This is a genomic window from Streptomyces sp. NPDC047081 (assembly GCF_040643775.1).
In the GTDB taxonomy this organism is placed as follows: domain Bacteria; phylum Actinomycetota; class Actinomycetes; order Streptomycetales; family Streptomycetaceae; genus Streptomyces.
On sequence record NZ_JBEYUY010000003.1, the window covers coordinates 283,115 to 303,275 of the forward strand.

Annotated in this window: 19 protein-coding genes and 2 pseudogenes; 8 read left to right on the forward strand and 13 right to left on the reverse strand. The window is 68.6% G+C overall.

Features of this window, described 5'->3' with window-relative positions:
• Positions 1 to 5: 5 nt before the first annotated feature.
• The 3 genes from grpE to ABZ848_RS07045 form a co-directional block, all read right to left on the reverse strand.
• Entirely contained in the window at positions 6 to 671 is a 666-nt protein-coding gene (grpE, locus tag ABZ848_RS07035; protein ID WP_360826525.1) for a nucleotide exchange factor GrpE, read from the reverse strand.
• Positions 668 to 2,512, reverse strand: a complete 1,845-nt coding sequence (gene dnaK / locus ABZ848_RS07040; RefSeq protein ID WP_360826528.1) for a molecular chaperone DnaK — start codon at positions 2,510 to 2,512, stop codon at positions 668 to 670. Before dnaK ends, grpE begins: the two co-directional genes overlap by 4 nt.
• Before the next feature lie 94 nt (positions 2,513 to 2,606).
• Positions 2,607 to 3,626: an MraY family glycosyltransferase gene (locus tag ABZ848_RS07045; RefSeq protein ID WP_360826530.1), complete on the reverse strand. Its 1,020-nt coding sequence runs from the start codon at positions 3,624 to 3,626 to the stop codon at positions 2,607 to 2,609.
• Positions 3,627 to 3,818: 192 nt separating this feature from the next.
• Between ABZ848_RS07045 and ABZ848_RS07050 the strand changes: the two genes are divergently transcribed.
• Positions 3,819 to 6,101 (forward strand): (Fe-S)-binding protein, encoded by a 2,283-nt coding sequence (locus tag ABZ848_RS07050; RefSeq protein ID WP_360826533.1) that lies wholly within the window; start codon positions 3,819 to 3,821, stop codon positions 6,099 to 6,101.
• A gap of 36 nt (positions 6,102 to 6,137) precedes the next feature.
• On the opposite strand, the gene ABZ848_RS07055 is transcribed toward ABZ848_RS07050, so the two are convergent.
• The 3 genes from ABZ848_RS07055 to ABZ848_RS07065 are packed head-to-tail and all read right to left on the reverse strand — an operon-like array spanning position 6,138 to position 6,897.
• A complete protein-coding gene (locus ABZ848_RS07055; protein WP_360826536.1) occupies positions 6,138 to 6,335 on the reverse strand; it encodes a hypothetical protein in 198 nt (65 codons plus the stop codon).
• Complete coding sequence (locus ABZ848_RS07060; protein ID WP_360826539.1) at positions 6,332 to 6,667, reverse strand: hypothetical protein; 336 nt, start codon at positions 6,665 to 6,667, stop codon at positions 6,332 to 6,334. Before ABZ848_RS07060 ends, ABZ848_RS07055 begins: the two co-directional genes overlap by 4 nt.
• Positions 6,667 to 6,897 (reverse strand): hypothetical protein, encoded by a 231-nt coding sequence (locus ABZ848_RS07065; protein ID WP_360826542.1) that lies wholly within the window; start codon positions 6,895 to 6,897, stop codon positions 6,667 to 6,669. Before ABZ848_RS07065 ends, ABZ848_RS07060 begins: the two co-directional genes overlap by 1 nt.
• Before the next feature lie 267 nt (positions 6,898 to 7,164).
• On the opposite strand from ABZ848_RS07065, the gene ABZ848_RS07070 reads away from it, so the two are divergent.
• Together ABZ848_RS07070 and ABZ848_RS07075 are read left to right on the forward strand one after the other, a co-directional pair.
• Complete coding sequence (locus ABZ848_RS07070; protein ID WP_360826545.1) at positions 7,165 to 7,707, forward strand: UTRA domain-containing protein; 543 nt, start codon at positions 7,165 to 7,167, stop codon at positions 7,705 to 7,707.
• A complete protein-coding gene (locus tag ABZ848_RS07075) occupies positions 7,704 to 8,483 on the forward strand; it encodes a GntR family transcriptional regulator (protein WP_360826548.1) in 780 nt (259 codons plus the stop codon). The genes ABZ848_RS07070 and ABZ848_RS07075 overlap by 4 nt, the downstream gene beginning before the upstream one ends.
• A gap of 259 nt (positions 8,484 to 8,742) precedes the next feature.
• Here the strand turns inward: ABZ848_RS07075 and ABZ848_RS07080 are convergent, their stop codons facing one another.
• The 4 genes and pseudogenes from ABZ848_RS07080 to ABZ848_RS07095 form a co-directional block, all read right to left on the reverse strand.
• Complete coding sequence (locus ABZ848_RS07080; RefSeq protein ID WP_360827183.1) at positions 8,743 to 9,234, reverse strand: hypothetical protein; 492 nt, start codon at positions 9,232 to 9,234, stop codon at positions 8,743 to 8,745.
• A gap of 450 nt (positions 9,235 to 9,684) precedes the next feature.
• Positions 9,685 to 10,329, reverse strand: a pseudogene (locus ABZ848_RS07085) (caspase family protein); the annotation flags it as partial.
• Positions 10,316 to 10,663 (reverse strand): hypothetical protein, encoded by a 348-nt coding sequence (locus ABZ848_RS07090; protein WP_360827186.1) that lies wholly within the window; start codon positions 10,661 to 10,663, stop codon positions 10,316 to 10,318. The gene ABZ848_RS07090 and the pseudogene ABZ848_RS07085, both read right to left, overlap by 14 nt.
• 220 nt (positions 10,664 to 10,883) lie before the next feature.
• Positions 10,884 to 11,528, reverse strand: coding sequence for a helix-turn-helix domain-containing protein (locus ABZ848_RS07095; RefSeq protein WP_360826550.1), 645 nt, complete (start codon positions 11,526 to 11,528; stop codon positions 10,884 to 10,886).
• Positions 11,529 to 11,693: 165 nt separating this feature from the next.
• Here ABZ848_RS07095 and ABZ848_RS07100 point away from each other — a divergent pair, with 165 nt between their 5' ends.
• Positions 11,694 to 12,656: a zinc-dependent alcohol dehydrogenase family protein gene (locus tag ABZ848_RS07100; protein ID WP_360826553.1), complete on the forward strand. Its 963-nt coding sequence runs from the start codon at positions 11,694 to 11,696 to the stop codon at positions 12,654 to 12,656.
• A gap of 92 nt (positions 12,657 to 12,748) precedes the next feature.
• Here ABZ848_RS07100 and ABZ848_RS07105 read toward each other — a convergent pair.
• From ABZ848_RS07105 to ABZ848_RS07115, 3 genes and pseudogenes are all read right to left on the reverse strand, one after another.
• A pseudogene (locus ABZ848_RS07105) lies at positions 12,749 to 12,958 on the reverse strand (transposase family protein); the annotation flags it as partial.
• 230 nt (positions 12,959 to 13,188) lie between these two features.
• Entirely contained in the window at positions 13,189 to 13,515 is a 327-nt protein-coding gene (locus ABZ848_RS07110) for an antibiotic biosynthesis monooxygenase (RefSeq protein ID WP_360826556.1), read from the reverse strand.
• Between the two features lie 234 nt (positions 13,516 to 13,749).
• Positions 13,750 to 14,175, reverse strand: a complete 426-nt coding sequence (locus ABZ848_RS07115; RefSeq protein WP_360826559.1) for a VOC family protein — start codon at positions 14,173 to 14,175, stop codon at positions 13,750 to 13,752.
• A 117-nt stretch (positions 14,176 to 14,292) separates the two neighbouring features.
• Here ABZ848_RS07115 and ABZ848_RS07120 point away from each other — a divergent pair, with 117 nt between their 5' ends.
• From ABZ848_RS07120 to ABZ848_RS07135, 4 genes are all read left to right on the forward strand, one after another.
• Positions 14,293 to 15,579 (forward strand): VCBS repeat-containing protein, encoded by a 1,287-nt coding sequence (locus ABZ848_RS07120; protein ID WP_360827189.1) that lies wholly within the window; start codon positions 14,293 to 14,295, stop codon positions 15,577 to 15,579.
• A gap of 113 nt (positions 15,580 to 15,692) precedes the next feature.
• A complete protein-coding gene (locus ABZ848_RS07125; RefSeq protein ID WP_360826562.1) occupies positions 15,693 to 17,102 on the forward strand; it encodes an FG-GAP and VCBS repeat-containing protein in 1,410 nt (469 codons plus the stop codon).
• A 40-nt stretch (positions 17,103 to 17,142) separates the two neighbouring features.
• A complete protein-coding gene (locus tag ABZ848_RS07130) occupies positions 17,143 to 18,576 on the forward strand; it encodes an FG-GAP-like repeat-containing protein (protein ID WP_360826565.1) in 1,434 nt (477 codons plus the stop codon).
• An 89-nt stretch (positions 18,577 to 18,665) separates the two neighbouring features.
• Positions 18,666 to 20,147 (forward strand): FG-GAP and VCBS repeat-containing protein, encoded by a 1,482-nt coding sequence (locus ABZ848_RS07135; protein ID WP_360826568.1) that lies wholly within the window; start codon positions 18,666 to 18,668, stop codon positions 20,145 to 20,147.
• Positions 20,148 to 20,161 lie beyond the last annotated feature (14 nt).

The following is a 20,161-nucleotide window of genomic DNA, read 5'->3' on the forward strand; positions in this document are numbered from 1 at the left end:
TGACTTCAGCCCTCCTCAGGGCCGTTGTCCTTGTCGTCCCCGGCCGCCGGAGCCTCCTCGGCCCCTTCGGCCTTGACCGTCTGCGCCCCGGGCTGGGGCTCGGCGACGGCCACCCGCGCGGGGCGGATGGTGCGCTCGCCGATGCGATACCCGGGCTGCAGGATCGCCACGCAGGTCGTCTCGGTGACGTCCGGCGCGTAGCTGTGCATCAGGGCCTCGTGGATCGTCGGGTCGAAGGGCTCGCCCTCCTTGCCGAACTGCTGCAGACCCATCTTCGCCGCGACGGTCTCCAGCGACTCCCCGACGGACTTGAATCCGCCGACGAGTTCGCCGTGGTCCCGGGCGCGGCCGATGTCGTCGAGCACGGGCAGGAGCTCGGTCAGGAGGTTCGCGATGGCGATCTCCCGGACCGTGATCCGGTCCCGCTCCACCCGGCGGCGGTAGTTCTGGAACTCGGCCTGGAGCCGCTGGAGGTCCGCGGTGCGCTCTTCGAGCGCCTTGCGCACCTGGTCCAGCTGGGCCGTCAGGCCGGCGATCTGTGCTGATGCGTCCCCGGCCGGGGCCGCCCCCTCTCCGCTGGAGGGGGAGGCGGCCTTCGGCTCGGCGTCGTCGGGGGTCGCGCCTGAGGGGACGTCGGGCTTCTCCTCGAAGCCCGGGGTCTCCTCCGTCACGCGGCACCGTCCTTGCGCTCGTCGTCCACGATCTCGGCGTCGACCACGTCGTCGTCGGCCCTCGGGGCCTCGTCGCCGGCGGACGCGCCGCCCGCGGCCTGTGCGGCCTGGGCGTCGGCGTACATGGCCTGGCCGAGCTTCTGCGAGACGGCCGCGACCTTCTCGGTGGCGGTGCGGATCTCGGCGGTGTCCTCGCCCTTGAGCGCGGTCTTCAGCTCCTCGATCGAGGCCTCGACCTCGGTCTTGATCTCGCCGGGGACCTTGTCCTCGTTGTCCTTGAGGAACTTCTCCGTCTGGTAGACGAGCTGCTCGCCCTGGTTGCGGGTCTCGGCGGCCTCGCGGCGGCGGTGGTCCTCGTCCGCGTACTGCTCGGCCTCCTGGCGCATCCGGTCGACCTCGTCCTTCGGCAGCGAGGAGCCGCCGGTGACGGTCATCTTCTGCTCCTTGCCCGTGCCCAGGTCCTTGGCGGTCACGTGCATGATGCCGTTGGCGTCGATGTCGAAGGACACCTCGATCTGCGGGACGCCGCGGGGCGCCGGGGGCAGACCGGTCAGCTCGAACATCCCGAGCTTCTTGTTGTACGCCGCGATCTCGCGCTCGCCCTGGTAGACCTGGATCTGCACGGACGGCTGGTTGTCCTCGGCCGTGGTGAAGATCTCGGACCGCTTGGTCGGGATCGTGGTGTTGCGCTCGATGAGCTTGGTCATGATGCCGCCCTTGGTCTCGATACCGAGGGACAGCGGGGTCACGTCGAGGAGCAGGACGTCCTTGACCTCACCCTTGAGGACACCGGCCTGGAGGGACGCGCCGATGGCGACGACCTCGTCCGGGTTCACGCCCTTGTTGGCGTCCTTGCCGCCGGTCAGCTCCTTGACGAGCTCGGCGACGGCGGGCATACGGGTGGAGCCACCGACGAGGACGACGTGGTCGATCTCGTTGATGTTGACGCCGGCGTCCTTCATGACGTTGAAGAACGGGGTCTTGCAGCGCTCCAGGAGGTCCGCGGTCAGCTGCTGGAACTGAGCCCGGGTGAGCTTCTCGTCCAGGTGCAGCGGGCCCTCGGCGGAGGCGGTGATGTAGGGCAGGTTGATCGAGGTCTCCGTCGAGGAGGACAGCTCGATCTTCGCCTTCTCGGCGGCCTCGCGCAGACGCTGCAGCGCCATCTTGTCCTTGGCGAGGTCCACGCCGTGGCCGGACTTGAACTGCTGCACCAGGTAGTCGACGACGCGCTGGTCCCAGTCGTCACCACCGAGGTGGTTGTCGCCGTTGGTGGCCTTCACCTCGACGACGCCGTCGCCGATCTCCAGGAGGGACACGTCGAAGGTGCCGCCACCGAGGTCGAAGACGAGGATCGTCTGGTCGTCCTTGTCGAGGCCGTACGCGAGCGCGGCCGCGGTGGGCTCGTTCACGATGCGCAGGACGTTCAGGCCCGCGATCTCGCCGGCCTCCTTCGTCGCCTGGCGCTCGGAGTCGTTGAAGTACGCCGGGACGGTGATGACCGCGTCGGTCACCTTCTCGCCCAGGTAGGACTCGGCGTCCCGCTTGAGCTTCTGGAGGATGAAGGCGGAGATCTGCTGCGGGTTGAAGGGCTTCCCGTCGAGCTCCATCTTCCAGTCGGTGCCCATGTGGCGCTTCACGGAACGGATGGTCCGGTCCACGTTCGTGACCGCCTGGCGCTTGGCCACCTCGCCGACGAGCACTTCGCCGTTCTTCGCGAAGGCGACGACGGACGGCGTGGTCCGGGCACCCTCGGCGTTGGTGATGACGGTGGGCTCGCCGCCTTCAAGAACGCTGACGACGGAGTTAGTCGTGCCCAGGTCGATGCCGACCGCACGTGCCATGGTTGATTCCTCCAGCTGACTTGAGTGGAACGGACTCAAGTGTGCATGACGTCTGCGAATGGGTCAACAGACCTGAGCCGCAGCGACTCAACTCTTATCCGTTCCTTACACGCAACTGGCCCGTGACCTGCGGTGTTCCAGGTCCCCTAGGGGAAGAACCAGGGATCCGGAGGAGCACCCCCACCACCCCGAGAACCCCGCCCCCGACCCACAGCACCGCCGATTCCGCGATCCACCCCACATGTACGAGGACCCCGACGAGCACCCCCGAAAACGCCCCGAGCCCGAGCAGCACGGTCACCCCGGCGGGCGTGAGCCCCGACCGCCGCAGCCGGTGCGCGAGATGATCGGGCCCACGGCGCAAGAGGGCTCGCCCGCCGAGCCGCCGAGCAAACACCACGAGGATTACGTCGGCACTGGCGACGGCGGTGAGCGAGAACAGCACGCCCGCACTGGAGGCGATCCCGTACCCGGCCCGCGTGAACACGGCGGCCGAGGCGAGCACGAACCCCGTGAAGAGCGACCCGCAGGCCCCGAGCCCCACTCGCGCGGGATGCCAGTTGTGCATGAGAAACCCGGTGAGCGCGGCGGCCAGCACGCTGAGCAGCACGGCAAGCCCGTCCATCACCTCGGCGGCGGCACAGGCACCGACCCCGAAGGCGGTGACGACCCCGACGGTCCCGGCGAGCGCGTCGGCGTGATCGAGCGCGCGAAAGGCAAGGGCGACGAACACGACCCACGCGACGGCGAGCGCCCCACCGACGACGCCCGTCTCCTCGTACGGCACGACACACGCGGCCGCGACCGCCGTACCGACGACAAGCACCCGCACCTTGACCCGCCGCACATCGGCAACCAGCCCCAGCAAGGCGACACCGGCCCCCGCGACGAGCAACCGCCCGACTCCGTCACCGAGCCGCGCGACCCCGGCCCGGTCCCCGACGAGGGTGACGAGACAGGTGGCGAGCACGATCGCGACACCCCCGAACACCGGCAGTGGCCGCTGCCGCCGCCGGTCGACGACCCCGAGACGCAGAGCGGGCACCCGACCGAGGGCACTGAGTACGGCGGCGAGGAGCAGGGCGGAGGTGGCGGCGACGATCCCGTAGAGCACGGATCTAAATTAGTTGCGAATGTACCAATTTGGTACGAATAACACGTTCGGATCTTCGCGGATCTTAAGGCAACCCTCAGCGATCCAGATCACTGCACGCCTGGCTACAGTGCGATGGAAGATAAGGGTAGTCTCAGACGGACTGCATAAGTTACCGCTTAGTAATAACCTCGCAGGCCCGAGGAGCCCCCAATGCAACTCGCCGCGATCATCGTGTCGCTGGTTCTGACCGTGGTCGGCGTCGCGCTGCTCGCACGCGCCATCGGTCAGTTCGTCCGGTACTTCAAACTGGGCCAGCCGGTACCCGCCGGCACCCGCACCGACAACCCCTACCAGCGCAGTGTGACGCTGGTGAAGGAGTTCCTCGGGCACACCCGGATGAACCGCTGGGGCATCGTCGGCTTCGCGCACTGGTTCGTGGCCGTCGGCTTCCTCACCCTGCCGCCGACCCTGGCCCAGGCCTTCGGCCAGCTCTTCCAGGCGGACTGGACGCTGCCGGTCGTCGGCGAGTGGCTGCCGCTGGAGATGTACACCGAGTTCATCGGCGTGATGACCACGATCGGCATCATCGTGCTGATCGCGATCCGGCTGCTGAGCCTGCCCTCCCGCCCCGGCCGCAAGTCCCGCTTCGCGGGCTCCAAGTCGGGTCAGGCCTATTTCGTCGAGTACGTCATCCTCACCATCGGCCTCGCGATCTACGTGCTGCGCGGCCTGGAGGGCGCCATCCACCACGTGGACGGTTACGACGCCTCGTACTTCGCCTCGTACCCCCTGGTCCTCGCCTTCAAGGGGCTGAGCGTCTCCGCGCTGCAGAACCTGATCTACCTGGTCGCGATGATCAAGATCAGCGTCTCGTTCATCTGGATGATCGTCGTCTCGCTGAACACCAACATGGGTGTGGCCTGGCACCGCTTCCTCGCGTTCCCGAACATCTGGTTCAAGCGCGAGTCCGACGGCGGTACGGCTCTGGGCGCGCTGCAGCCGATGACCTCCGGCGGCAAGCCGATCGACTTCACCGATCCCGGTGACGACGACGTCTTCGGCGTCTCCCAGGTGGAGCAGTTCTCCTGGAAGGGCCTCCTCGACTTCTCGACCTGCACCGAGTGCGGTCGCTGCCAGTCGCAGTGCCCGGCCTGGAACACCGGCAAGCCGCTCTCCCCCAAGCTGCTGATCATGTCGCTGCGGGATCACGCGCACGCCAAGGCGCCGTATCTGCTCGCGGGTGGCGGCAAGTCCATGGAGGGTGAGGAGAAGGCGTCCGAGGAGCAGCTGGCCGGGGTGCCCGCCGCGGCTCTCGCGGAGGCCGAGCGGCCGCTGATCGGCACCGTCGAGGAGAACGGCGTCATCGACCCGGACGTCCTGTGGTCCTGCACCACCTGCGGCGCCTGCGTCGAGCAGTGCCCGGTGGACATCGAGCACATCGACCACATCGTCGACATGCGCCGCTACCAGGTGATGATCGAGTCCGCGTTCCCGTCCGAGGCGGGCACGATGCTCAAGAACCTGGAGAAGAAGGGCAACCCCTGGGGCCTGGCCAAGAAGCAGCGCCTGGAGTGGCTCAAGGAGGTCGAGTTCGAGGTCCCGGTCGTCGGCCAGGACATCGAGGACCTCACCGAGGTCGAGTACCTCTACTGGGTCGGCTGCGCCGGCTCCCTGGAGGACCGCGCCAAGAAGACGACCAAGGCCTTCGCCGAGCTGCTCCACATCGCGGGCGTCAAGTTCGCGATCATGGGCGGGGACGAGAAGTGCACGGGTGACTCGGCGCGGAGGCTGGGCAACGAGCCCCTCTTCCAGGAGCTCGGCATGGAGAACGTCATGGCACTGAACATGGCGTTCGGCGAGGAGCTGGACGACGACGGCAAGGTGGTCCCGGAGTCCGCCAAGCCGAAGTCGGCGAAGAAGATCGTCGCGACCTGCCCGCACTGCCTGAACACGATCGGCAACGAGTACCCGCAGCTCGGCGGCGACTACGAGGTCATCCACCACACCCAGCTGCTCCAGCACCTGGTGGACGAGGGCAAGCTGGTCCCGGTCACCCCGGTCGAGGGCATCATCACGTACCACGACCCCTGCTACCTGGGCCGCCACAACAAGATCTACACGCCCCCGCGCGAGATCATCGCCAACGTCCCCGGCCTCCGGAACGAGGAGATGCACCGCCACAAGGAGCGCGGCTTCTGCTGCGGCGCGGGCGGTGCGCGCATGTGGATGGAGGAGCGCATCGGCAAGCGCATCAACAACGAGCGCGTCGATGAGGCGCTGTCGGTGAACCCGGACATCGTGTCCACCGCCTGCCCGTTCTGCCTGGTCATGCTCACGGACTCGGTCAACGGCAAGAAGAACGACGGCAAGGCGAAGGAATCCATCCAGGTCGTGGACGTCGCCCAGCTGCTCCTGGAGTCCGTCAAGACGCCGGTCGACCCGGCGGGCGACGAGGAGACGGAGAGCGCACCGGAGCCGGAGCCGGTGAAGTAGAGCAGGCCCTGACCGCTGTACCGACGCCCCCGTGTCCTACGTGGACGCGGGGGCGTCGGTGTTCCCGGCATGGCAACGACAACCACAGCGACGCTGCAGCAGGATGCCGATGGCGAAGGGCAGTGGTACGTCGCCGACCTGACGGCATTGAGCGTGCAGATCCTGATATCCGGGCAGGGCGGCCAGCGCGCACTCCGGCGACGGTGGCGGACCGGTGGCGATGGCGTCGCTCACGGAAAGGGCTTCCGAGCCTGGTCGGGCTTCTTCTGCCCCCTGCTTTCGGCGATACGGAGGGCGTCGTGGAGAGCCTCAGTCAGACGCTCAGCGAGGAAGCGCAGCTCACCCTCAGGGGCGCTCGGAAGTAAGTGGCGAGCGTGGGAGAGGAGTTGGGCGCCCATGCCGAGCTGGACGGCTTCGGTGGCGTCGGCCAGGCGGGATACGGGGCCACCGCGGTCGTCGGTAATCAGGTAGCACGGCTTGCTCTCCGGGGTCGTCCAGGGCAGAAGACGTGCGCTGCGCAACGCCTTGGCGGTCTGCGGCTCCGGCGCATCGGATTCGCTTCCCATCAAGCGACCTCCACCCTGTGGATCCAGTAGGGCCCCGGCATGTCCAAACCGAGGGTGGCCATGGCCAGTTCACGCCGTCGCTGACGCTGTTCGTGGACGACGAGGTAGGGACGTACGGCCACAGTGGCGGTGCCGTCCAGGAATGTGTCCAGCCCATACGGGCTTCGGTGGGCGGGCAGCAGGGTCCGAGCCGGGGCTGGGTCGGTGGGCGCGTGGCGTGGTGCATGCATCGGGCGTTGATGTGCCCTGCGGCAATTGAGCTGAAGGCCCATCCGGGCAGCGAGACGGCGGATGAGGTCGGTCATGTCATCGGTTCCGATCGGGTTCGCAGGAACGAAGCACGACGGGCGCCCCCTTGGTTCAGGGCTGCCCAACACCCAAACACCTTACAACTATTCGCGAAAAGCGGAAAGATTGTCCGCCTGATGACCGGACCCAAGTCGCTTACCGTGTAAAGCGGCAAGGTTGGGAATCGTGATGGCTCCAAGGAGGACATCGTGAGCGCGAGCAGCTGGGTCAGCACCTCGATGCCGTATCTGTCTCCCCGCGAGCAAGGGCAGGGCGACGCCTGGAGTGCCGACGCGGCAGCTCAAGGCCGACGTGGGACCCAGCGCATCGTCCATGCCGGAGAGGTGCCCGCTCCTGCCGAGGTGGCGCGACTGTTCGGGATTCCGGAGGGCGAGCCCGTCGTCGTACGGCAGCGCCTGATCCTTCTCGACGGCGAGCCGAACGAACTGACCGACACCTACTACCCCGCCGCCATCGCCCGAGGCACAGCACTCGCCGGAACGGCCAAGATCCCCGGTGGAGCCGTCACCCTGCTCGCCCGACTGGGCCATGCCGGTGCCCTCGTCCGCGAGGACGTGCGGGCCGGCATGCCCGACGAGGCGGAGCGCGACGCTCTGCAGACGGCGCCGGACGAGCCGGTGCTGCGTCTCACACGGCTCACACTGAATCGCGACGACCGCCCGATCCAAGTCGACCGTATGGTGATGCCCGCTCTGCGGCAGCAGCTGCGCTACGAGATCAGGATCGGATGACCGTGCCCAAGGCCGAACCGGACGCCCACGACCGCCGCTCCCTGCACGAACGGATCGCCGCCGATCTGCGCGACGACATCATGAGCGGCGAACTCCCGCCGGGCGCCAATCTGCCCTCCACCGCCCAGCTCAAGACCCGCTTCGAGGCGTCGAACGCCACTATCCAGAAGGCGCTCCAACTCCTCAAGGACGAAGGCCTGGTGGTCGGACGGGCAGGCGCGGCGGTGATGGTCCGCGCACACCGGCAGCGCACAATACGCCCCGCAGGATCCTTGAACTCGCCCGCCGCCGGCGAGACCTACCCCTGGCTCGCCGAGGCAGCCAAGCACGGCACGCAAGCTCACGTCACGCTACTGGACGTACACGAGGCCCGCCCGCCCGCGGACGTGCGCGCTGCCCTCGGTCTCCGGGAACACGAGATGGCCCTGCTCCGCAGCCAACTCCTCCTGATCGACGACGAACCTGCCGAACTGGTGTATTCCTACTACCCGTTGGACATCGCCCGGGACACACCCCTAATGGACCGCCGCAGAATCAAGGGCGGCACCCCCGCTCTCCTGGCGGAGCTCGGCCACCCACCCCGCCGCAGCGTGGACCGGGTCTCTGCCCGCGTTCCCACCCAGGCACAGTTCCAGGCCCTCCGCCTCCCCGGTAGCCTCCCTGCCCTGTGCACGCTGCGTGTCGTCTACGACGACAGTGAACGCCCCGTCGAAGCGACGGTCATGGTGAAGGCCGGACACCTCTACGAGTTGCAGTACGAGTTCGCGGCAGAGTGACCCTCCGGCAGCGGTGAACGCCCCGTGGCCGGAAGGCCGCGGAACGCCATCGTGTGCGTTAAGCGCCCGGCCGGCGACGCCGACCACGGGACCAGCCCGGACGGGCTGATCTCGCTCACCCCTCCGACTGGCGGAGGGATCCTTCGACGACCGCGGCCAGTTCCTCGTGAAGCCGTGGGGCGAGTCGGGGTAGACCCGGAGTTCGACGTCTCATCACTCGGGTCTCAACTCCACGCTATAGCCAGCCAGCAGCGCCGGGTCAGACCCCAGCGATTGGCGCATATCGCAGCATGAGTCGCTTCTTGCCGACACTGTCAAAATCAATGATTGCTTCAGTTGACGGCCAAGCACCCGCCATCGAGATGATCGCACCCTTCCCGAACTGTTCATGGATGACTTCGCCGCCCACTGTCATTTCTTCTATTTGCGCCCTGGTCGGCCTCCCTTTAATTTCTAGTCTTGTGTCACCGGTTGGCATTTCGGCAGTCACCTCAATCTCGCACGAGATGCCGAAGTCTTCGACAAGAGTCTCCTTCAGGACCGTCTCGATGTCGGCGCTCAGATAGGTGTCACGACTCCCAGCATTCTGAAAATTGAGGCGTATCTTTTTCTTGCTGTACCCGACTGACTGTACGTTCTGACTCAGAAGCAGCCAGGCGAACCGTCTGCGATTCTTTACAGATTCGAGGATTTCTGGCCACACTTCCCGTACGCCCACAGTGCCATCTTCCTCCGAGTTCTGGGAACGCACTTCAGGTATCGCAGGCCAAGCCCCAACGACTCTCGTCTTGTTTGGGGTGGTGGGCGCTGTAGGCCAGGCGCCGGAATGTGGCGCACGTGATGGCGGCGTGGGCTGCGCGTCCTTGTCTTCGCTATTCGGTATCTTTGCTACAGGGGGCCACCCACCTGGTCGAGACGTAGGAGAAATTTGCCGTGACTGAGGTGTGGGCTGGCCACCCTCGCCTTCGCCGGCCGCCGCCGGGTCTTCAGTGAATGGGGCCTGCACTGGAGTTAGGCCCGTTGTCAACTCAAGATCGCTTACATCAGGGAAGTTGTTCTGTGGACCCAAAGCGATTCTTTGGTGTACTTTTTCCAGTCCGTGCTGCCGCTCCAACCAACTGCGATTCCAGGCCAGAGCAAGATTTCCCACAGAGTCCCTGACTCGTTTACGCGGGCGAGGTCGCGACTTCGCCCGAAGAGATCGATCCAACTCAAGAAATATTGTATCCAGGTCCAAAAGCATCGATTCTCGACTGGACACTCCCCGCCTAAGTAGATTTATCAGCTCCCCTGTGAAAGCGGTAAACCCATCTGGCCCGTTGGACATCGCCGCCTCAGTCTCACCAGCCGCGGCAATGAGGTATGTTCCCGCGGTTAGGGCATCTTCGGCAATTTCTTCTCCTGGATCCGCCATCGCCCCAAGTGCACTCGCCGCGTAACAGCAATCCAAAATGACGATGCGGCGAGAAGCCCTGGAGTCGAGGAGGATATCTCGAATGTCGTCATAATGCGTCGCCGTGTGTGGCGCTCCAGGTCGGGAAGTGGTTCTCGTGAGGCGCAACTCTCCTCTGTTTGGGCCTTTTATACCGTGCCCTGCGTAGTAAAAGAGGAGCGTATCGGTTGCCTCGTCGGCGGCTTCAAGGATGGGGTCGACTAGCTCTTCAGGGGTCGTAGGGTCATGGATTACCGTGCAATTTTCAAAGGGGAGATTCCATGACGCCGCTCCGGTGAGAGCATACTTCAGCGCCTCTGCATTATTCCTGACCGCTGGGAGGCTGGGCATTTTCGTGTAGCTGCTGACGCCAATCAGGACGGCTCGAGACGTGTTGGGGTCAGGCAGAATCACGGCGTTCCTGCGAGGGTGTCAGAGCTCGGGTGATGCGAACCACCGATGCTTCATCGTGCCCCTCGATAACCAACGTGGTCCCGTCGTGCTCGATGGTCACCGTTGGGGTTCGGCGTCGGGTTTTTCGCCAAGTGGCATAGGCCAGCGCGAATGCGGCCACCTGCCAGAGGTTGTCGGTAACCAGTTGTAGGGCCTCGACGGTTCCGCTACCCATCTCACCTGGCTTGGGTACCGGTGCAACCCACGAAAGCTGGGCGTGCCGGCGGATCTCAGGTGTCTCCGAGAGCCATGTACGAAAAGACCGCAGTTCGCTCTCTGCGTATGCGCCTTCCATACTGATCCGAAGCTTCACGCCGGTCCCCGATCTCACGCCAAGTGGCCTACAGACTAAGGCATTTGGGCTTGGATCAGGGCCGGTGTCCCGATTGAGGTCTCCCGACGGGTCCGCGCCGCCGGACTGAGCTCCGGGCAGTGAGCCCTTTCCAACCTGGCTGCGGCAGGGACCCGGCAAGGCTGTCTTGCTGCGCGGTTGACGGACCTGCAGGTGACGGGATTTACGGCGTGCTGGGCGAGTCTGTGAGCTGCAGGCGTGGTGCTGGCGGCAGCGGCGCAGGCGCTGCCGTCTCTGGTGCGGCGCGGAACGCCTCGATCACGTAGGCGGCGAAGCGGCGTGAGGCCGTGGCCCGGGCGGCACGCGGCGTGCCTTGGAGGCCCCGGTGGGCCATGAGCATGAGGATCAGGTCGTCGACGACGAAGCCGGGGCGCAGCCGGCCGCTCGCCTGGGCGCGGCGGGCCAGTTCTCCGACCGCGCGCAGAGTCTGCTCTCGGTCGGCGGCGAAGTCCATGGCCTCGGGGAAGGCCGTCATGAAGGCGTCGGCGAATCCCCGGCTGTGCGCGTGGAGTTCACAGATCCGCTCGATCAGGCTCCGGAATCCGTGCCACGGGTCCGGGTCCGAAAGGGCCTCGCGGACGGCGGCGTGGCAGGCTCGCCGCTGCTCGGCGAAGGTCTCCGCGATCAGTGCCTGTTTGGCCGGGAAGTGCCGGTACAGCGTGGCGGGGCCGACGCCTGCGTGCCGGGCGATCTCGCGCATGGGCGCACTCAGGCCCTCTTCGCCGAACACCGCGCGGGCGGCGTCCAGGATGCGGGCCCGGTTGTCGCGCGCGTCGGAGCGCACGGTCTGAGGCAAACGACTGGTCATCGTTTCTCACTTTAGCCAAACGGACGGGGGCGTCCGTTACGGTCCGATGGCGGTGCTGCCGCCTCGCCCCAACGCTTCGCCGGTGGTGCCCCGGCCGTGGGGCCGGCTCGACGCCCGCGGCCGCAGCAGCTGCGATCCGTCCTTCCCCCGACCCGAGGAGCCGAGATGAAAGCCGTCGTGATCAGGACGTTCGGAGACCCCGATGGCTTGGAGATCGTCGATGTGCCTTTGCCTGTTCCTGCCCCGGGGCAGGTGCAGATCGCCACGGAGGCGATCGGGGTGGGCGGCGTGGACGCCGTGATCCGCCGGGGAACGCTTGCCGCCTACGGCTTCCGGGAGGGCCATCTCCTCGGCAGCGAGGTCGCGGGAAAGGTCACCGCGGTGGGAGCGGGCGTGGACGCCTCGTGGATCGGGCGGCGGGTGTGGGCGTTCACCGGCCTGTCCGGTGGGTACGCCGAGCAGGCCGTCGCATTGGTCGAGGATGTCCTTGCGCTGCCCGACGGCCTGACCGGCGCTGACGCTGTGACCCTCGGCGGCTCCGGCGTGGTCGCCCACTTCGCCCTGGACCGGGCCCGTTTCACGTCCGGCGAGACGGTGCTCGTGCGCGGTGCTGCGGGCAGCATCGGGATCACGGCGGTCCAGCTCGCAGCCAGGGACGGCGCGAGCGCGGTGGCGGTCACCACCTCGTCGGTGGAGCGTGGCGCCCGCCTGCGGGACCTGGGCGCGACTCATGTCCTTGACCGCTCCGGTGAGGGCGGCTCAGACGCACCGGCGGGCTTCGACGTGGTGATCGATGTCGTGGGGGGTCCCCAGCTTCCCCTCTTCCTGGACAAGCTGAACTCCAACGGGCGGTACGTGGCTGTCGGCGTGGTCGGTGGGCAGCCGCCGGCGGACTTCGGCATGCGGCTGATGGACGCCTTCCGCAGGTCGCTGTCGTTCGCCACTTTCAGCTCTGACACCGTGCCCGGCCCCGACCGGCAGGCCGTGCGGTCGTCCCACTTCGCCGATGCCGCGCGCGGAGACCTGCGCACGGTCGTGCATGCAGTGTTGCCACTGGATCGGGCGGTGCTGGCCCACCATGAGATGGACGCGGGCAAGGTGTTCGGCAGGGTTGTGCTGGCGCCCTGAGCCGGGCCGGGACGACGTTCGCCGCCCCCGTCAACGAAATGGGACCCGCTCAGATCGTGGCTGACGCCCGGCGGCGACGATGGTGATCGTCGCCATCGATAGACGGTGGCGACGCCAAACCCGGCCGCGAGCCGGGTGTAGGTATGACCGCACCGCAGGTGGGCCAGAACAAGCAGGGCCTGTCGGCCGCAGGTCAGCCTGCGCCACCGTGTCCCGCGCTCCCGACGCCGAGCGGCGAGTAGGCCGGTCAGGTAACGCAGGGTCGCGCTGGACAGATCGGTCCCCGATGGATGGACAAGCACGTGAAGCTCCAGGCGAACAGGGTGATCTGAGCCGACAACCCATCTACCAGGCGCTTCATCTCTTCCCCAACACCGTTCCCACGCCAAGTCGTCTGCCGATCACCCAGGTTGGAAACGGCTCAGTGTCCCCAGGCGCGGACGGAATGTACCCCATATGCCAGAAAAGGTGTGCTTCGCACATGCCTAGGGACGTCAGATGGAGCTGGGCGCAGATCTACCTGCCTTGAGTGCTACGCGCCCTTCGGCCCCGCATGCTGCACCACCTCGAAGGACCACAGGGTCGACCCGCTGGCCGCAGGCTTCGGCCGCTCCCCGCCCTCGACGCCGCCCTGGTGGGCGGACTTCATCGGCCCCTCCATCCACGCATGGAAGGACTCCTCGTCACGCCACCGGGTGTAGACGAGGTACTGGTCGGTCCCCTCGACCGGCCGCAGCAGCTCGAACCACTCGAACCCGTCGGCCCCCTCCACGGCACCGGCCCGCGAGGCGAACCGCTTCTCGAGAACCTCCCGCTGCTCGGCGGGCACGGTCAGCACGTTGATCTTTACGACGCTCATGAACCCATCCTGACCCAGTCGCCCGCGCGGCAGCGGCCCGGGGTCGTGCAGTAGGGGTGTCGGGGAGAGCGGCTGGAACCCCGAAGTCGAACCGTCGTGACAAGCACGATCACGTCGGCCATCATGAGCCGCGCGCATCGGCCACGACGAGCCGGCGATCACACCCCCGTCCCGAAGCCCTCGAACGCGCCCGCCGGCCGCTGCCCTCCCGCACCGCGGTGCCCGGCGCCCCGCTCAGGACACCGGCTCGCCGATCCCCAGCAGGTTCCCCTCGCTGTCGTGGAACCAGGCCGCGCGCTCGCCGCTGTACCCCTTGCTCGGGTAGTTCCCCTCTATCTCGGCGATCCCGCCCTCCGTACGGAAGCCCGGCACGTCCACCTCCTCGAAGGTCACCCCGCGCCGCCGCAGGTCCGCCACGACCGACTCCAGGTCCTCCACCTCCCACCCCATCTGCGTGAACGTGCCGGGCGAGGCCCCGGTCGACCGGTAGAGCGCGAAGTCCACTCCCCCGCACCGGTACAGCAGCCCGCCCGGCCGCTCGTCCACCGGCTCCAGCCCGAGCACCTCCGAGTAGAACCGCCGCGCCCGCTCCAGGTCCTGCGCGGGCAGCCGGGTCGCCACGCGTCCCCGGCCCAGGAACTTCCGTCCGTCCGGATCCATACCTCCACTGTGCCTCGCCCCACTGACAACGGCCCGAACGAAGGGTGCCGCCGGCCCGTCGGCGCGGGCATCATGGGCCGGTCGTTGTCGAAGGTGCTGACGAGGTGAACGGTGCGCTTGCGAAGAAGCGGGACGGTTACGACGGCTGCCCTGTGCGGCACCCTGCTCCTCGCCGCCTGCGGCCCCGGCGCCCACCCCGACGCCGCCCCCGGGCACACCCCCGTGCGGATCGCGGACGCCCCCGCCAAACTCCCCGTCCCCCTCGGCAAAGGCAGCAAGGCCGCCGACGACTTCAACGGCGACGGCCACCGCGACCTCGTCCTCGACGACCTGGTGAAGGCGCAGGCCCACACCGACGACGCGGGCATCGGCGTCGTCTACGGCAGCGCACACGGACTCGCCCCCGGGGCACGGCAGTTGCTGAGCCCCGCCAGGTACGCGGCCCGCACGAAGGGCCAACTCCCCGCCGTCTTCGACGCGGAGGCGAGCTGCGACCTCGACAAGGACGGCTTCACCGACCTCGTGGTCTCCACCGACCCGCCCTACGACGGCCAGGGACAGCCGCCCGTCCCCCTCCAGATCCTCTTCGGCTCCGCCACCGGCCTCACCCGCGCCGTCCACCTCACCGTCCCGGCCCGCGCCCGCTTCGGCGACGACTGGCCCGACCAGCCCGTCTGCGGGGACTTCGACGGCGACGGCGCGAACGACCTCGTCCTGCACGCGTCCGCAGGCCGACTCACCTACCTGCGGGGCCCGTTCAGCCGTAAAGGCGCTCCTCGCGCGGCCTCCGACCCCGTCCCCTCGCCCGGCGAGCTGCCCACCGGCCCGGCCGCCGATGTCAACCGCGACGGATACGACGACCTGGTGGTCCGGGCCGCGGAGGGCACGAGCAAGGCGTCCGTCGTCCTCGGCGGCCCGGACGGCCCCACCCGCACCGGCACCACGCTCCCGTCCGGCATCGACGTCGCCCTCGGCCGCTTCGGCAGGGGCGGCGCGCTGGACGCGGCGGTCGGCGGCATGGGCGAAACGTCCCTGCGCTACGACCTCCCGGCCCCCACCCGCGCCACCCTCGCCTCCGCCGGTTCCATGCTCGACGCGGCCGACTTCGACGGCGACGGCCTGAGCGAACTCGTCTCCAGCGGCTCGCGGCTGCGGCTGTTCCAAGGCCGTACGACCGGACTGTCCACGTCGGCCGTGGTGATCCTCGACCCGCAGGCCCGGGGCACGACGAGGGTGCTGTCGGTGGGCGACTTCGACGGGGACGGGCGGGCGGACCTGGCGGTGCGGACGTATGTGGGCGAGACGAAGGACACCGTGGCCGTGTACCCGGGCGCGAAGAAGGGCCTGGTGTCGGACGAGCCGGCGGTGACCTTCTCCAGCTCGGCGTTCCTGGCGGACAGTTGAGGCACAGCAGCCTCGGAGATTGACCGAACTCCCGTACAACCCAGGCGTCTTGCCATGGGTCTCCTCATCGCGGCCTCCGTGTTCCCGGGGCCCGCCCGACCCTTGGAGCCCACGTGACCATCCGTACCGGCACGGGCGCCGGCCTGCTGGCCGCCGCTCTGGCCGCCGCCTCCCTGACCCCGCTCGCCCTGGCCGCCCCGGCCTCCGCGGCGGCAGCCAAGTACGCGGACGACTTCAACGGCGACGGCTACCGCGACCTCGTCCTCGGCGACCGCACCGCCGCGGTGGGCGGCAGGGCGGAGGCGGGTGCGGTCGTGGTGGTGTGGGGCACGGCGTCGGGGCTGGACCACGCCACACGCAAGGTCTACACGCAGAACAGCCCGGGAGTGGAGGGCTCGGCGGAGGCGGGCGACCACTTCGGCGCGAAGGTCACCACGGCCGACCTGAACAAGGACGGTTACGCGGATGCCGTCGTCACCTCGCCGGGTGAGGACTCCGGTTCCCGGCACGGCATGTTCAGCGTCCTGTGGGGCTCCAAGTCCGGTCTGACCACGGGCAGTTCGTACACCATGGGCGGCGACGACGTGTTCGCCAAGGACATCGCGGTCGGCGACTTCAACGCGGACGGCAAGCTCGATGTCGTAGCGGTCGGGGACGACTACGTCTGGTACATGCGCGGTCCGTTCACCAAGTCCGGCTCGCGCGGCACCGCCACCAACCTCGACCCGGTCGACGGCGAGGACATCGCCCCCGAGCTGGTCGTCTCCGGCAAGGTCACCAAGGACTCCACCGCCGACTTCGCGGTCGTCGGCCACGACGCGGCCACCCGCACCAACCGCGTCTGGTTCTACCGCGGCAGCGGCAGCGGCCCGGTGAGGCCGCCGAAGAAGTACGGCCTGCCCGCCTCCTCCGACCTCGTCGGTTCCAGCGCCGTGATCGCCGACTTCGACAAGAACGGCTACGGCGACCTGGCCGTCGGCGTCTCCCGCTCCGGCAAGGGCGGCGCGGTCCACGTCCTCAAGGGCACGTCGACCGGTTTCAGCACGTCCGTCAAGTCGCTCAGCCAGGACACGGCCGGCGTGCCCGGCGTCCGTGAGTCCGGCGACTACTTCGGTTACGACGTCTCGGCCGGCGACACCAACGGCGACGGCTACCCGGACCTCGCTGTGGGCGTGCCGCTGGAGACCCTCGGCAGCGAGTCCTGGCGGGCGGGCGCCGTCACCGTCCTGCGCGGCGGCGCCTCCGGCCTGACCGGCACGAACTCCCGCCAGTACGACTACACCACCTCCGGCGTCGAGCGGCCGGCGGACGAGAGCGACAGCTGGTTCGGCGCCTCGGTGCTGCTGCGCGACCACAACCGCGACGGCCGCGCCGAACTCGTCGCCGCCGCACCGGAGATCGGCCGCCTGCACTTCTTCCCCGGCACCTCCTCCGGCCCCACCGGCACCGGTTCGAGCACGCTCACCGTCAAACAACTGGGCCTGGGCACGCGCGCTTTCTTCGGCGCCGTGCTCGCCGACTGACCAACTCCCGTACGCAGACCTCCCCTTGGAGTCCAGGAACGTGAAGCACCCCCTGCGCACCACCACGGCCCTCGCCGCCCTGACGATCGCGGGCCTCACTCCCCTGACCCTGGCCACCACCGCCTCCGCCGCGCCTTCCGGCCTGTCCGGCGACTTCAACGGCGACGGCTACCGGGACGTGGCGATCGCCGCCCCGGCCGCCACCGTGAGCGGGAAGAAGTGGGCCGGTCAGGTCGCGGTCGTCTACGGCACGAAGAGCGGCCTCGACACCGCCGAGCGCAAGGTGATCAGCCAGAACACCGCGGGCATCCCGGGCTCGGCCGAGGCGTACGACGAGTTCGGCGACCAGGTCGCCGCCGCCGACCTCAACCGCGACGGCTACAGCGACCTGATCGTCGGCGCCCAGCACGAGAAGACGGGCTCCGCGGAGGACGCGGGCACGGTGGTCGTCGTATGGGGCTCCGCCTCGGGACTTTCCGGTGGTACGACGGTGAAGAACCCCCAGACGCTGTACGGGAGTTACTTCGGCCTGAGCATCGCGGCCGCCGACTTCACCGGCGACGGCAGGCCCGACCTCGCCATCTCCGCGCAGAGCGACTCGGCGAACCCGTCCTCGTACCGGGTCCGGCTGATCCGCGGCCCGTTCACCAAGTCCGGCTCCACGGGCGCCGTTTCGACGTACTCCCCCGGCATCGACCGCCCCGTCCTGACCGCGGGCCGGGTCAGCGGCGACACCAAGGCCGACCTCGTGGTCACCGGCCAGAAGCCGAACGGCGACGACCTCGCCACCGCCGTCTACTACAAGGGCACCGCGAGCGGCCTGAGCAAGGCGGGCACCCTGCGCACCGCGGCGACGGCGGCCATCGGCGACCTGGACAAGGACGGTTACGGCGACATCGTCCTCGGCAACCCCTCCACCGCCGGCCGGATCGACGTGATCTACGGCACCGGTTCGGGCCCGAGCGCGAGCCGCCGGGTGTCGTACACCCAGAACACGGCGGGCGTGCCGGACTCCTCGGAGGCCGGGGACGACTTCGGCGCGGCGCTGGCGATCGGCGACTTCGACAAGAACGGCTACGCGGACCTCGCGGTCGGCGCGCCCGGTGAGTCCTTCGGCGACGACGACCACTACCTCTCCTCCGTCGGCGCGATCACCCTCCTGAGGGGCTCGGCGTCGGGCCTCACCACGACCGGCGCGGTGTTCCTGACGCAGGACAGCACCGGCGTCCCCGGCGCGAGCGAGGCCGGCGACAGCTTCGGCTCCACGCTGCTGGCCTCCGACGTGAACCACGACGGCCGCGCCGACCTCACCGCGATCGGCGCGCAGGAGAACGACCCGGCGGGCGCGGCCTGGTTCCTGCCGGGAGCGGCCTCCACGCTCTACTCCACGACGGCGTCCAAGAGCTTCGGCCCGACCGCGCTCGGTCTCTCGACGGCACAGGCAGGGGCCTTCGGCGCCGACCTGGCGGGCTGAGCGGCTCAGCTGCCCCACCCGCCACACCCGCACCGAGAATTCCTCGAACTCACGTACAACCCCTGCGCATCGGCAAAGGTCTACTTCGCATGCATAAGCCCCTGCGTCTCGCCCTCGCGACGGCCACCGCCGCCGCGCTGACGGGCGGTCTCCTCACCTTCTCGGCCGCGACGGCCACGGCCGCGGACTCCATGCACGTCCCGCAGGCCGACTTCAACGGCGACGGGATCGGTGACGTGGCCTTCTCGGCCGCCACCGCGTACGTCAGCGGCCACAAGGACGCCGGCCAGGTCGTCGCCCTCTACGGCACCGCCACCGGCGTCTCCTCGGCCAAGCGCTCCACCATCAGCCAGAACACCACCGGCGTCCCCGGCACCGCCGAGGCCGGCGACAAGTTCGGCTACGAGCTCGCGTACGCCGACTTCAACGGCGACGGTTACGACGACCTCGCGGTCGCCTCCCCGTACGAGAAGGTCGGCACCGACACCAACGGCGGCGCCCTCGCCATCCTCTGGGGCTCGGCGAGCGGCCTCACCGGCAAGAGCGTCGACGTCCCCGACCCGGCCCCCTCCGCCCACGACTTCTGGGGCAAGAACCTGGCCGCCGGCGACTTCGACGGGGACGGCAAGGCGGACCTGGCCGTCGGCAACTCCACCAGCACGGTCTACGTCTACAAGGGCGGCTTCAGCACCTCCGGCACCCCCGGCGGCCGTACCACCGTCAAGCCGCCGATCCAGTCCGGCAGCAACGACTTCCCGTACGGCCCGATGCACCTGACCGCCGGTGACGTGAACGGCGACGGGAGGACCGACCTGATCGTCGACGGGTACGAGACGAACACCTCGTACGGCTGGAACACGAACTACTACATCCCCGGCACCGCGAGCGGCCTGAGCGTGGCGTCCGCGTCGGTGCTCAAGACCGGCCTGGTCACCGGTGTCGGCGACATCAACGGCGACGGTTACGGCGACATCGTCAGCGGCGCCTCCTGGGACGCGAAGACCGGCGACGGCACGACCATCCCGGACTCCTCGAAGGGCGGCCGGGTGAACATCACCTACGGCACCGCGTCCGGGCCCGGCGCCACCAGCGCCGTCACGCAGAACACCGGGAACGTGCCCGGCACCTCGGAGACCGGCGACGGCTTCGGCTGGGACCTCGACCTCGGTGACGTCAACGGCGACGGGTACGCCGACCTGGTCGTCGGCGCCCCGAACGAGGACATCGGCTCGGTCACCAACACGGGCATGGTCACCGTCCTGTACGGCTCGGCCTCCGGCCTGAACACCTCCACCGGCACGCAGGGCCTCGCCCAGTCCACGGCGGGCGTGCCCGGCGACGACGAGAAGAGCGACCTGTTCGGCGCGGACGTGAAGCTCGACGACGTCAACGGCGACGGCAAGGCCGACCTGCTGGTGGGCTCGTACGAGAACGCGGGCAACGGCGCGGTGACGTACCTGCCCTCCAGCGGCACGAAGATCGTCACGACCGGCTCCCGCACGGTCTCGCCGAGCACCTCCGGCGTCTCCACCACGGGCAGCCCGCAGTTCGGCGCCCTGTTCGCCGACTGACATTCCTCAGGGGG

Coding starts and splice junctions, on each gene's coding strand:
- dnaK (WP_360826528.1), bottom strand. CDS start 2,512: ATGGCACGTGCGGTCGGCATCGACCTGGGCACGACTAACTCCGTCGTC.
- ABZ848_RS07050 (WP_360826533.1), top strand. CDS start 3,819: ATGCAACTCGCCGCGATCATCGTGTCGCTGGTTCTGACCGTGGTCGGC.
- ABZ848_RS07060 (WP_360826539.1), bottom strand. CDS start 6,667: ATGGGAAGCGAATCCGATGCGCCGGAGCCGCAGACCGCCAAGGCGTTG.
- ABZ848_RS07065 (WP_360826542.1), bottom strand. CDS start 6,897: ATGCATGCACCACGCCACGCGCCCACCGACCCAGCCCCGGCTCGGACC.
- ABZ848_RS07075 (WP_360826548.1), top strand. CDS start 7,704: ATGACCGTGCCCAAGGCCGAACCGGACGCCCACGACCGCCGCTCCCTG.
- ABZ848_RS07090 (WP_360827186.1), bottom strand. CDS start 10,663: ATGGAAGGCGCATACGCAGAGAGCGAACTGCGGTCTTTTCGTACATGG.
- ABZ848_RS07095 (WP_360826550.1), bottom strand. CDS start 11,528: ATGACCAGTCGTTTGCCTCAGACCGTGCGCTCCGACGCGCGCGACAAC.
- ABZ848_RS07100 (WP_360826553.1), top strand. CDS start 11,694: ATGAAAGCCGTCGTGATCAGGACGTTCGGAGACCCCGATGGCTTGGAG.
- ABZ848_RS07110 (WP_360826556.1), bottom strand. CDS start 13,515: ATGAGCGTCGTAAAGATCAACGTGCTGACCGTGCCCGCCGAGCAGCGG.
- ABZ848_RS07115 (WP_360826559.1), bottom strand. CDS start 14,175: ATGGATCCGGACGGACGGAAGTTCCTGGGCCGGGGACGCGTGGCGACC.
- ABZ848_RS07135 (WP_360826568.1), top strand. CDS start 18,666: ATGCATAAGCCCCTGCGTCTCGCCCTCGCGACGGCCACCGCCGCCGCG.